11 protein-coding genes and 1 pseudogene are annotated in these 10,984 nt (G+C 73.4%); 5 read left to right on the top strand and 7 right to left on the bottom strand.

Going from position 1 to position 10,984, the window contains the following annotated elements:
• The first annotated feature begins 246 nt into the window (after window positions 1–246).
• Window positions 247–1,635 (top strand): erythromycin esterase family protein, encoded by a 1,389-nt coding sequence (locus ACSNOH_RS29445; protein WP_436724491.1) that lies wholly within the window; start codon window positions 247–249, stop codon window positions 1,633–1,635.
• Window positions 1,636–1,764: 129 nt separating this feature from the next.
• On the opposite strand, the gene ACSNOH_RS29450 is transcribed toward ACSNOH_RS29445, so the two are convergent.
• The 3 genes from ACSNOH_RS29450 to ACSNOH_RS29460 all read right to left on the bottom strand — a co-directional run bounded on the left by ACSNOH_RS29450 (window position 1,765) and on the right by ACSNOH_RS29460 (window position 4,122).
• The gene (locus tag ACSNOH_RS29450) at window positions 1,765–2,241 is read right to left on the bottom strand and encodes a hypothetical protein (protein ID WP_436724492.1); all 477 of its coding nucleotides are present in this window, start codon (window positions 2,239–2,241) and stop codon (window positions 1,765–1,767) included.
• A 188-nt stretch (window positions 2,242–2,429) separates the two neighbouring features.
• The gene (locus tag ACSNOH_RS29455) at window positions 2,430–3,188 is read right to left on the bottom strand and encodes an SDR family NAD(P)-dependent oxidoreductase (RefSeq protein WP_436724493.1); all 759 of its coding nucleotides are present in this window, start codon (window positions 3,186–3,188) and stop codon (window positions 2,430–2,432) included.
• 70 nt (window positions 3,189–3,258) lie between these two features.
• The gene (locus tag ACSNOH_RS29460) at window positions 3,259–4,122 is read right to left on the bottom strand and encodes a helix-turn-helix transcriptional regulator (protein WP_436724494.1); all 864 of its coding nucleotides are present in this window, start codon (window positions 4,120–4,122) and stop codon (window positions 3,259–3,261) included.
• Between the two features lie 64 nt (window positions 4,123–4,186).
• On the opposite strand from ACSNOH_RS29460, the pseudogene ACSNOH_RS29465 reads away from it, so the two are divergent.
• Both ACSNOH_RS29465 and ACSNOH_RS29470 read left to right on the top strand, forming a co-directional pair.
• Window positions 4,187–4,503, top strand: a pseudogene (locus ACSNOH_RS29465) (pyridoxamine 5'-phosphate oxidase family protein); the annotation flags it as partial.
• Window positions 4,504–4,644: 141 nt separating this feature from the next.
• Window positions 4,645–5,712, top strand: a complete 1,068-nt coding sequence (locus ACSNOH_RS29470; protein ID WP_436724495.1) for a PucR family transcriptional regulator — start codon at window positions 4,645–4,647, stop codon at window positions 5,710–5,712.
• Between the two features lie 10 nt (window positions 5,713–5,722).
• Here ACSNOH_RS29470 and ACSNOH_RS29475 read toward each other — a convergent pair whose 3' ends face one another.
• The gene (locus tag ACSNOH_RS29475; protein ID WP_436724496.1) at window positions 5,723–7,192 is read right to left on the bottom strand and encodes a flotillin family protein; all 1,470 of its coding nucleotides are present in this window, start codon (window positions 7,190–7,192) and stop codon (window positions 5,723–5,725) included.
• Between the two features lie 159 nt (window positions 7,193–7,351).
• A complete protein-coding gene (locus ACSNOH_RS29480) occupies window positions 7,352–7,858 on the bottom strand; it encodes a hypothetical protein (RefSeq protein WP_436724497.1) in 507 nt (168 codons plus the stop codon).
• 218 nt (window positions 7,859–8,076) lie between these two features.
• Between ACSNOH_RS29480 and ACSNOH_RS29485 the strand changes: the two genes are divergently transcribed.
• Window positions 8,077–9,081: a hypothetical protein gene (locus ACSNOH_RS29485; RefSeq protein WP_436724498.1), complete on the top strand. Its 1,005-nt coding sequence runs from the start codon at window positions 8,077–8,079 to the stop codon at window positions 9,079–9,081.
• A 103-nt stretch (window positions 9,082–9,184) separates the two neighbouring features.
• Here ACSNOH_RS29485 and ACSNOH_RS29490 read toward each other — a convergent pair whose 3' ends face one another.
• A complete protein-coding gene (locus tag ACSNOH_RS29490; protein ID WP_436724499.1) occupies window positions 9,185–9,772 on the bottom strand; it encodes a hypothetical protein in 588 nt (195 codons plus the stop codon).
• Window positions 9,773–9,814: 42 nt separating this feature from the next.
• Window positions 9,815–10,270 (bottom strand): Lrp/AsnC family transcriptional regulator, encoded by a 456-nt coding sequence (locus tag ACSNOH_RS29495; RefSeq protein ID WP_436724500.1) that lies wholly within the window; start codon window positions 10,268–10,270, stop codon window positions 9,815–9,817.
• A 140-nt stretch (window positions 10,271–10,410) separates the two neighbouring features.
• Between ACSNOH_RS29495 and ACSNOH_RS29500 the strand changes: the two genes are divergently transcribed.
• Window positions 10,411–10,984: asparaginase domain-containing protein (locus tag ACSNOH_RS29500; protein ID WP_436724501.1), on the top strand; the 574-nt coding region annotated here is incomplete at its 3' end.

Below are 10,984 nucleotides of genomic sequence, written 5' to 3' on the forward strand. Positions count from 1 at the left end.
GGGCGGGGGCCGCCCGGGCGGCGGGTACGAGCGCGGTCGTCGCCAGTAAGGTCAGGGCGCTCAGGGCCACGCGGGAGCGTACAAGGCGCGGGATGCGCCGTTGCCGGGTCTCGTTCGTGAACATGGGCCTATCCCAGCCCGGTTGAGATCACCCCGGCAAGCGGGATTCACGGCACGCCGCATAACGCACCCCGTATAACTCACGCCGTAACACACGCCGCATAACACACGCTGTATAACAACTGCATGGCACACATATCACGACGCCGTTCCCCGGCACCGGCCTTGGCCGCGGCGCTCGCCCTGACGGCCCTCCTGGGCCCGGCCGCCGGCGGTGCGGCCGCGGCCACGCCCGCGACCGGAGCCGGGACCGCCGCTGCCACCACCGGCGACGTCCGCGCCGTGGTGGCCGGTCTGGAGCGCTACGCCCATCCCCTGCGCAGCACCGCGCCCGGCGGCCCGTCGGACGACCTGCGGGCGTTCGGGCAGCTGACGCGGGGCGCGGACATCGTCGGCATCGGTGAGGCCTCGCACGGCTCGAAGGACGTGTTCACCGTCAAGGAGCGGCTGTTCCGGCGGCTGGCCGAGCCCGAGGGCTTCTCCGCGTACGCCATGGAGATCAGCTGGTCGGCGGCCGTCCGCCTCAACACGTACCTCGGCACCGGCCGGGGCGACGTCCGGCAGATCATGTGCGAGGAGTTCCAGGACGGGTACGGCCTGCTGAACACCGAGGAGCTGGCGCACCTGTTCGAGTGGATGCGCGAGCACAACCGCGGCGGCGGCCGGCAGCTGCGGGTCGTGGGCCTGGACTACTCCGACGCCGGCCCCGGCCAGTACGAGCGCATCCTCGCCTGGGCGGAGCGCAACGAGCCCGCCCTCGTGCCCGAACTCCGCCGCCGGTACGCCGCGCTGCGCGCCCTGCCCGCCGGAGTGGCCACGCGCATGGCCGCGTACAACGCCCTGCCGATGGCCGACAAGAAGACGATGGCGAAGGACGCGCAGGCCGCCTACCGGCTGCTGGCCGGGGCCGGGAAGAAGGACCCCTGGGTGCTGCAAGAGGCCCGCGTCCTCTCGCACATGGCCGCGGAGTACACCGTCGACTGGACCGACCCCGCGCAGGCGAAGGCCGCGAGCCGCCTGCGCGACCGGACCATGGCCGAGACCGCCGTGTGGTGGCAGCGGCAGACGGGCGAGCGGATCGTGGTCTCGGCCCACGACGGGCACGTCTCGTACGAGACCGTGATGCCCGAGGCGTACCCCGTCACCATGGGCGCGGACCTGCGCGAGCTCGCCGGCCGCAGATACCTGGCCGTCGGCACCACCCTCTACGGCGGCGACTACCGCGCCAGGACGGCGACGGGCGGCGAAGGGACGTACAGCGTCGGCCCGGCCGCGCCCGGCAGCAACGAGTACACGTTGGACAAGGTTCGCCACCGCGACTTCTACGTTGACCTGCGGCCGGCGGGCCGCGACCCGGTCGTGGGCGGCTGGCTGACCACGGCGCGTCCCACGTTCGTCATCCCCGGCCGCTACCCCAACGACCCGGCTCCGCGGCTCGCGCTGGGCCGCGCGTTCGATGTCGTGGTGCATCTGCACCACGTGCGGGCGTCCGTGCCGGTGGCTCCGCCGGAGTAACCACCTCTCCCCGCCCTTCGGCCCTTCACCCGGACGTCCGGCGGCCGGAAACGCCGGCCGCCGGGCGGTCAAGGGGGCTCCGGCCGCGGGGCGATGACCCGGCACGGGCGCCGGGCCGCCGCCGCGCCCTCAGGCCATGGACGCGGCCCGGCGCCGTACCAGGAAGTCCTGCACGGCGAGGGTCACGGCCAGGTACAGGTAGAGCGTCGAGGCGCCGAGCAGGCCGGTCCCGGTGGTGTGGTCGATCCACTCGTCGAGGCCGATGTGCACCGCGAGGGAGACGAGCCACAGGACCGTGGTGGCCGGCGCCCCCTTGCGGAGCATCCGCCCCTCGGGCGCCCGCCACACCGTCACCGTGCGGGCCCGCGCCACGCCGAACCCGGCCGCGACGAGGAAGCTCGCGGCCAGCAGGGCGAGGGTGACGGCGCTGAGCGCGTGCTCCTTCACCACGGAGGCCACCCCGAAGCCGATCGCGGTCACCCCGAGCACGCCGAGGACCCCCAGCAGCACCACACCGCCCTTGCCGTGCACGGGCCGGGTGCGCAGTTGTCTGCGGATCACCAGCGCGAAGATCACGATCCCGATGACGATGCCGGCGTTGTTCACGGCCGATCCCCCCCTTGGTGCACGGCCTCATGACGGCCGGAGAGCTGTACGTAGACGTCGTAGCCGTATCAGACCATCACGACGTACATACGTCCGAATCGGCGGCCCTCGGACGGCCGGCCCGGGCCGGGAGCATCGCGGCAGTCACCACGGCCGGGACCGCGCACACCGCCGGCGTCGTGCGCCCGTTATGCCGCGGGCACGCAGGCGGCGAGGCCGCCGTCGACGACGAGGTCCTGACCGGTGATGTACGCGGCGTCCTCGGACGCCAGGAAGGCCACGGCGGCCGCGACGTCGTCGGGGTGGCCGATGCTGCCCAGGGGGACCTCGGCGGCGTTGCGGGCGTCGGCGTCCGGGCCGGGGGTGGCCTGCCGGTACATCTCCGTGTCGATGTAGCCGGGGCTCACGGAGTTGACCCTGATCCCGCGGGCGGCGAGGCCTGCGCCCAGGGTCCGCGCGAGGTTGTGCACGGCGGCCTTGGTGGCGGAGTAGACGGAGGCGACGGCCAGCCCGCGGTGCAGGGTCCAGGAGGCGTTGATGACGATCGCGCCGCCGTCCCGCAGCAGCGGCAGCGCCGTGTGGATGGTGTGGAAGACGCCCTTGAAGTTGACGTCGACGGTGTGGTCGATGTCCTCCTCGGTCAGCTCGGTGCTCGGCTTGAAGATGCCGGTGCCGGCGTTGGCGAAGACCACGTCGAGGCCGCCGCGCCAGGTCTCCGTCTCGCGCATCAGCCGCTGCAGGTCGGCCCGGGAGGCCACGTCCGCCCGCACCGCGAGGACCCGTCCGGGGCCGGTGTCCAGCCGGGCCGCGGCGGCGTCCAGGCGCGCCCGGTCGCGCCCGGTGATGACGACGTACGCGCCCTCGTCGAGGAGTCTGCGCGCGGTGGCGAACCCCATGCCGCTGGTGCCGCCGGTGATCAGGACCGTCTTGTTCGTGAATCGCTTCATGACGGCGATCCTCGGCGCAGCGGCGCGCGGCCGGCAGTGCCGGCTGAACCTGGGTCTGTCACCACCACCCTCAGGAGGCGACCGGCTCCCGTGCGCCGAGCAGCGCGGCCAGCCGCTCCTCGGTGGCGGTGCCCGGCGCCGGGGTGTGCAGCAGCAGCCGGTGACCGGGCAGGTCGGCGACCGGCAGCGTGGTGTACTCGAAGAGCAGCTCGCCCGCCTCCGGGTGGTCGAGGGCCTTGAGGCCGTGGGACGTGCTGCCGCCGACGGGGTGTTCGGCCCAGATCCCGGCGAAAGCGGGGCTCACCGCGCACAGGTCGGAGGCGATCCGGCTGAACTCCGGATCGTCCGGGTAGCGGGCCGCGTCGGCGCGGAACCGGCCCGCGATCTCCCGCGCCGCGTCCTCCCAGTGGCACAGCGAGGCGCGGTGGCGGGCGCTGGTGAAGAAGCTCACCAGGCAGCTGTGGTCCGTCTCGCCGTACCCGAACACCACCCGGGCGGCCCGGTTGACGGCGGCGAACCGCCAGTGCCGGTCGATGACGTAGGCCGGGCGCGGCAGCCAGCCGTCGATCACGCGCCGGAGCCCGGGCGGGACCTCCCGCTCCACCGGGGGCGACGGCGGCGGGTTGAGCCCGGCCAGCAGGTACAGGTGCTCGCGCTCGGCGGCGCCCAGCCGCAGCACGCGCGCGACGGCGTCCAGGACGTCCCCCGAGACGTTGATGTCACGCCCTTGTTCGAGCCACGTGTACCAGGAGACGCCGACTCCGGCGAGCACCGCCACTTCCTCGCGGCGCAGCCCCGGTGTGCGCCGCCCGCCGCCGCCCGCGGCCATGCCCACGTCCTCGGGCGACAGCCGGGCCCGCCGCGAGCGCAGGAACGCGCGGATCTCCGCGCTGCGTCGCTGCCGTGCGTCTGCGGAAAGCCGGGAGATGTCCATCGGGCCATGCTAGGCAACGCCCGGGGGAACGCCCGCCCGTGGCCGGGAAGCGGGAATGAGCAGCATGGGAAGGACGTACGAACGCATAGACGGCCGGCTCCGCGCCTTCATCGAGGCACAGCCCGTCTTCTTCACCGCCACGGCGCCGCTGTCCGGCGACGGCACCGTCAACCTCTCCCCGAAGGGCCTGTCCGGCTCGTTAGCGGTCTCGACGAACACACCGTGGCCTACCTCGGCTTCGCGGGGAGCAACGCCGAAACCATCGCGCACCTGCGGGAGAACGGCCGCATCACCCTGATGTGGTGCGCCTTCCAGGGCCCGCCGAACATCGTCCGCGTCCACGGCCGGGGCGAGCCGGTCTTCCGCGACGACCCGCGCTTCGCGACCACATAGCCACAAGCCTCGACGGCCTCCCCGGCCTGCCCCTCCCCCTGCCGCCACGGAACGCCTGACCGGGGGACGGCCCTCGCCGGCCCCTGTGCGTAAATGGGAGGCAAAGGGACGTCTGCAGGGAGAGCACGCGTGGGAGCGAGGACGGGGCCGGAGTCGTATCTGGAGGGGTACGAGGAGATTCTGGCCGGTGCGGCCGGCACGGGGCGGCGGCCGGACCGGGCGCAGATCGGGGTGCGGCGGGCGAGCGGGGAGCAGGCGGCGGAGGCCGGGCTGTCGCTGCGCTCGTGCGTGGCCGCCCACCTCACGGCCACGCGCCGGCACTGGCCCGCGGGGCACACCTCCCCGGCCGACGTCGACCGCGTGCTCGGCGCGGCGGAGCAGGCGATCGACGCGTTCGCGGAAGGGTACGAGCGGGCCCAGCGGCTGGCCGCGCGCCAGGAGGAGGCGGACCGGCGGGAGTTCGTCGACGACCTGCTGCACGGCCGCAGCCACCTCGGCCGGCTGGCGGAGCGGGCCGAGCGGTTCGGACTGCTGCTCTCGCACGCGTACGCGGTGGCCGTCGCCGAGGGCCCCGAGCCGTACGACGACTTCCACGCGGTGACCCGGCAGGTCGGTGGGGCGCTGGTCGGCCGGTTCGGCAGCCGGAACATCCTCATCACGACCAAGGACGGCCGGATCATCTGCATCGCCCCCGGCGACCAGACGGACGTGCTCACGTACTTCGCCAAGCAGGCGTACGCGGCGGTCCCCGCGGGCGGCCGGATAGCCGTCGGGAGGGCCAAGGGCGGCGGCGGGGGCGTCGCGCACTCGTACGAGGAGGCCCTCTCGACCCTGGAGCTGGCCGCGCGGATGGGCTTCGACGAGCCCGTGCTGAAGGCGTCGGACCTGCTGGTCTTCCCGGTGCTGGCCCGGGACCGCCAGGCGCTGGCGGACCTGGTGCACACCACGCTCGGGCCGCTGCGGCAGGCGCGCGGCGGGGCCGTGCCGCTGCTTCGGACGCTGACCGCCTACTTCGACGCGGGGTGCGTGTCGGCGGAGGCGGCCCGCACGCTGTCGCTGAGCGTGCGGGCCCTGACCTACCGGCTCCGGCGCATCCGCGTGCTGACCGGCTGCGACCCGGCCGACCCCGCCCAGCGCTACACGCTGCAGACCGCCGTGATCGGCGCCCGGCTGCTGGACTGGCCGGCGCAGTCCTGACCGGCCCGGCCTAGTCGGTGACCGGGATCCTGCCGTTGGCCGCGGCCGGGGCCGGAGCCGGGGCCGCGTCGCGTACGGGCTTGTCCGCGGTCAGGCCCTTCAGGAGCCCGGCCAGGTCGACCCCCGTGGTGGATCCGATGAGCTCCATGCCCTGGGCGACGTTGTCGGCGACGGTGCGGGGCAGCCTGCCGGCGCCGTCGGTGGAGATGACGGTCATCTTGTCGATGGCGCCGAGCGGTTCGGCGGCCTTGCCGACGACCTGGGGCAGCACCTCGACGAGCATCTGCAGGACGGCGGCGTCGCCGTAGCGCTCGAAGGCGTCGGCCTTCTTGTGCATCGCCTCGGCCTCGGCGGTGCCCCTGGCGGCGATGGCCGCGGCCTCCGCCTCGCCCTCCTGCCGGACGGCGTCCGCGACGGCCACGCGGCGGGCGCGCTCAGCCTCGCCCCGCTTGGCGCCCTCGACGGCCACGGCCTCGGCCGCGGCGATCGCCGCCGCCCGCTCGGCCTCCGCCTGCTTGACCCGGGCGACCCGCTTGGCCTCCGCCTCCTGCTCCGCCTCGTACCGCTTGGCGTCGGCGGGCTTGCGTACCTGCGTGTCGAGCTGGCGGTCGGTCAGGGCGGCCTGGCGCTCGGCGACCTTCTCCTGCTCGGTCAGGATCCGCTGCTGCTGGTCGGCCTCGGCCAGCGGGCCGGCGGCCCCGGCCTGGGCGGCCGCCGCGTCGGTCTCGGCCTTGATCTCCGCCTGCCGCAGGTACAGGGTGCGCTGCGCGACGGCGATCTCCTCCTCGGCCTTCAGCCGCGCCTGCTCGGCCGCCTGCCGGGCGTTGGCCTCGGCGATGTCGGCCTCCTGCATGGCCCGGGCGGCCTCGGGGCGGCCGAGGTCCTCCAGGTAGCTGCCCTCGGTGGTGATGTCCTGGATCTGGAAGGCGTCGAGGACGAGCCCCTGCCCGGACAGGCTCGCCTCGGCCTCCTCCGCGACCTGCCCGGCGAACGCGGCGCGGTCGCGGATGATGTCCTCCACGGACATGCGGCCGACGATGGACCGCAGGGCGCCCGAGAGCACTTCCTGCGTGAAGCCGACGATGCCGCCCTGCTGCTGCAGGAAGCGCTGCGCCGCGGCGCGGATGGCGTCCTCGGTGCCGCCGACCTTGACGATCGCGACGCCTTCCAGGTGCGCCTTGATGCCGCGCAGGGTCACCGCGCCGCGGACGGCGACGGGGATGTGGCGGCTGGACAGGTCGAGCACGTACCGCTGCTGGACGAACGGGACGACGAAGACGCCGCCGCCGACCACGACCTTCTGCCCGCTGTTGTCGGTGAAGACCTGCCCGGTCTGCGGGTCCGTGGACTGCTTCCCGCGTCGCCCGGTGACGATGAAGGCCTCGCTGGGGCCGGCGACCTTGTAGCGGGTGACGACGACCAGTGCGAGGAGGACGAGGAGCACCACCACTCCTACGACCGCGGTGACGACTGGGCTCATGAAGGATCTCCTCTCCTGCCTCCCGGGGGACGGCAGGTCGTACTGGCAGTGAAGAAGGGGACGGCTCCGCGGCTCCGCGGCCCGGCGTCCGCGGCTCCTCGGCCCGGTGGTCCGCGGCCCCACGGCTCCGGCTCTCCCGGAGGGCCGGGGGGGGCGCGCTCAGCGCTCGACCGCGCGCACGGTCACCGCCGTGGACGACGGAGCGGCCGTGACCCACACCTCGGCGCCGCGGCCCAGCGGCCCGTCCGCCCGGGCGGCGCACTTGACCGGCTGACCGGCCAGGCGGAGCAGTACCTCGCCGTAGCCGCCGGCGGGAATGGCGGTCACCACCGTGCCGGCGACACCCACGAGGTCGTCCTTGGTGGGGGCCCGGCCGCCACCGCGCTGGAGGGCCCGGCCGAACCGGTACGTCAGCCCGCCGGCTCCCGCGCCGGCGACGGCCCCCGCGGCGGCTGCCGCTCCCGCGCCGAGCCCGGTGGACCCGAGCACGATCGCCCCCGTGAAGCCGAGCATCGAGACGAAGCCCGCGACCACCGGGAGCGACAGCCACCCGTCGAACAGTCCGTCCAGGGCGCCGTCGAACACGCTCTCCAGCACCCCGCCGAACACCAGCGAGAGGATCAGGAGCGCGATCCCCCCGATGCCGAGACCGAGAAACAATCCCATGAGCACCTCGCCCGCCTGACCGACAACTTCGCTGGACGAGGACACCGTGTCAGCCGGCGGAGGCATCGCACATTGCCTGGTTCCGGCAATCTTTACGACTCTTTAACGCCTCCTTCTCCACACTCGTCCGATCACTAGGGAAACTCACCGAACAGAGTCTCTAGACTTCCGGTCAAATGACGTACAGAAGTGGCGAGTTGACCGGGGAGACGACACTGATGCCGATAGCGACAGCGATGAGACGCATCCGCAGGACGCTCGTCACAGCAGGCGCGGTGGCCGCGCTCGCGGTGGGCGGCACGGCAGTCACGGCATCACCCGCGGCAGCGGCCGCCCCCGCGCCCGCCGACGCCGACGCCCACGCCCAGGCCCACGCCCACGCCCCTCGGAGCCTCGATGCCTGCGGGGTACGGACCGGCACGTCCGTCTTCCACAAGGGCGGCATCCCGCTGCTCGACTGGCGCGAGAACATGGAGTTCGACGGCCGAGGCACGCTCTGGGTCTCGCACGTCACCGGGCACCGCGTCGAGGGGTACGCCCCGGACGGCACGCTCAGGGCGAGCTTCCCGCTGAGCGGGCCCGGCGGCATCCGGCGCGGCCCGGACGGGATGATGTACGTGAACTACGGCGTCAACCCGCTGACGCCGGCCGGCGGCGTCGTCCGCTTCGACCCCACCGCCGCCGCACCGCGGCCGGAGAAGGTCGTGGACGGCCTGTCCGGGATCAACGGCCTGGCCGTCGACCCGGAGGGCAACCTCTACATCAGCCGCGAGCTGGCCACCGGCGTGCTGAAGATCCGCCCCGACGGGACGAAGGACGAGGAGTGGACGCGGGGCGCGGACGTCTTCGGCACGAACGGCCTGGAGATCGTCGGCGACCAGCTGTACGCGAGCGTCCTCACGGACACCTCGTCGCCCGTCGTCCGCATCCCGCTGAAGGACCCGGCGCGCCACACCGCGGTCACCCGCCTCAGCTCGAACCTGCTGAACAGCAAGTTCCTCGACGACCTCACCCTGTTCAACGGCGACCTTGTGGTTGCGTCCTTCCGCGACGGTGAACTCATCCGGGTCGACCCGGCCACCGGCCGCTCCTGCACCCTGGTGACCGGGCTCCGCATGCCCACCAGCGTCCGGATCCCGCGCGGCTTCGGCGCGTACGACGACGGCCGCACGCTGTTCGTCGTCGAGGCGTCGGGCCGGATCGTGAAGGTTACGGTGGGCTGAGACGCCGGGCAGGGCCGGCTCAGACACCGGGCAGGGTCGGCTGACACGTCGGGCACGGTCGGCTGACACGTCGGGCGCAGTCGGCTGAGACGCCGCCCGCCCCTCACAGCCCGGCGTACGGCGGGCCCGTCTCCACGATGGTGGCCGTTCCCGCAACGGTCCTGTCCTCGTGCATCGTGATCCGGTGGCCGGGCCGGAGGTGGCGCCAGTGGGAGGGGGTGAGGGGCGCGAGCCGTACGAGGGCACGGCCGCCGGGTTCGAGGGCGGGCCGGTCCTCGACCCACAGCCAGGCGATGCTGACCGACATCTCTCCCGCAGGTGACCGGTGCCCGATGTTCCACATCGCCTGCAGCACCCCGGCTCCGGGAACCGGGGTGGTGCGGCGGGACTCCGTGGCCGGACGGAGGGTCAGGTCCGCGCGGATCACGCCGTGGCGGCTCTCGGACAGGCGCCAGTAGCACCAGGCTCTGCTGCGCTCCAGCCGCAGCTGCGTGGCCGCGCCGGCCAGCGACTCCCAGAAGGCCGGAGGCAGGGGCGGGCCGCCGCGCAGCTCCTCCAGCAGGGTGAGGGCGGCCTCCCACTCGTCGTGGACGAGGTGGTCCCAGACGTCGTTCACGGTGAGGTCGTTCTCCGTGGCCACGGACTCCGGCACGAGCAGGTCCGCCGCTTCCAGCAGCTCGATCACGTCCATCCGCCGATTATCGGCGTGCGCGTCCACCGGGACCGAACCGGCTCAGGGTCCGACGGGCAGGCCCTTCGGCTCCTTGACGCGCTTCATGATGATCTGCGAGTTCACCTCGGTGATGCCCGAGAGCGTGGTGAGCCGCTCGATCCACAGCCGCTCGTACGCGGTGAGGTCGGCGACCGCGATACGGAGCAGGCAGCCTGGGCTTCCGAAGAGGCGGTAGGCCTCGATGACGTCGGGGATGTCCTGCAGGGCCGCCTCGAACGCCTCCACCGCCTCGCGGTCGCGCTTGACCTCGATGGAGACGAGCACCTCGAAGCTCCGGCCGACGGCCTCGGGGTTGATGATCGCCCGGTAGCCCTGGATCACCCCGTCCTGCTCCAGCTGGCGGACGCGGCGCATGCAGGGCGAGGGGGTCAGGCCGACGCGGTGGGCGAGCTCCTGGATGGTCAGGCGGCCGTCCTCCTGGAGCTCGCGCAAGATATTTCTGTCGATCGCGTCCATGGCGCAATTATCCACCACACAATCCGGCCGGACCCGCTCATTTCAGCGAACCAATTGCGCGCGATTCGTCCTATTGTTCCTCTGCCCGGCCGGCCCACCCCCGTGGACGGCCGTACTGATCTTGAGAAGGGCGGGCACACGTGGGACAGGTCGTCGTCATCAGCACCGGCGGAACGATCGCCAGCCGCTGGCAGGGCTCCGGCTTCGCCGCCGACGCGCGGGGCGGCGACGTCCTGGCCACGGCCGCCGTGCCCGAGGGCGTCTCCGTGCGGGTCGTCGACCTGATGAGCGTGAACAGCGCCCGCCTGACCACCCGCGACCAGCTCGCCCTGCTGCGCAGCGTGCACGAGGTGCTGGCCGACCCCGCCGTCGACGGCATCGTGGTCACGCACGGCACCGACACCCTGGAGGAGTCGGCCTTCCTGCTCGACCTCCACCACGACGACCCCCGCCCCGTCGTCTTCACCGGCGCCCAGCTCCCGCTCGAAGCCGCCGACGGCGACGGCCCGCGCAACCTCCACGACGCGCTCCTGGCGGCGGGCTCGGCCGAGCTGCGCGGCCACGGCGTCCTGGTCGCCTTCGACGGCCGGATACACGCCGCACGCGGCACGATCAAGGTGCAGACCCTGGCGGCCGACGCGTTCGCCGATCCCTCCGGCAGCCCCGTAGCGGACGTCAAGGACGGCCGCGTCGTCGTCCACGGGCGGCCCGCGC

This window comes from Streptomyces sp. URMC 127, assembly GCF_051386535.1.
Lineage (GTDB): Bacteria > Actinomycetota > Actinomycetes > Streptomycetales > Streptomycetaceae > Streptomyces.

What these genes read in the sequence shown, in the direction of transcription:
- ACSNOH_RS29445 (WP_436724491.1), top strand. Translation starts at nt 247, where the DNA reads ATGGCACACATATCACGACGCCGTTCCCCGGCACCGGCCTTGGCCGCG.
- ACSNOH_RS29455 (WP_436724493.1), bottom strand. Translation starts at nt 3,188, where the DNA reads ATGAAGCGATTCACGAACAAGACGGTCCTGATCACCGGCGGCACCAGC.
- ACSNOH_RS29475 (WP_436724496.1), bottom strand. Translation starts at nt 7,192, where the DNA reads ATGAGCCCAGTCGTCACCGCGGTCGTAGGAGTGGTGGTGCTCCTCGTC.
- ACSNOH_RS29480 (WP_436724497.1), bottom strand. Translation starts at nt 7,858, where the DNA reads ATGGGATTGTTTCTCGGTCTCGGCATCGGGGGGATCGCGCTCCTGATC.
- ACSNOH_RS29485 (WP_436724498.1), top strand. Translation starts at nt 8,077, where the DNA reads ATGCCGATAGCGACAGCGATGAGACGCATCCGCAGGACGCTCGTCACA.
- ACSNOH_RS29495 (WP_436724500.1), bottom strand. Translation starts at nt 10,270, where the DNA reads ATGGACGCGATCGACAGAAATATCTTGCGCGAGCTCCAGGAGGACGGC.
- ACSNOH_RS29460 (WP_436724494.1), bottom strand. Translation starts at nt 4,122, where the DNA reads ATGGACATCTCCCGGCTTTCCGCAGACGCACGGCAGCGACGCAGCGCG.
- ACSNOH_RS29490 (WP_436724499.1), bottom strand. Translation starts at nt 9,772, where the DNA reads ATGGACGTGATCGAGCTGCTGGAAGCGGCGGACCTGCTCGTGCCGGAG.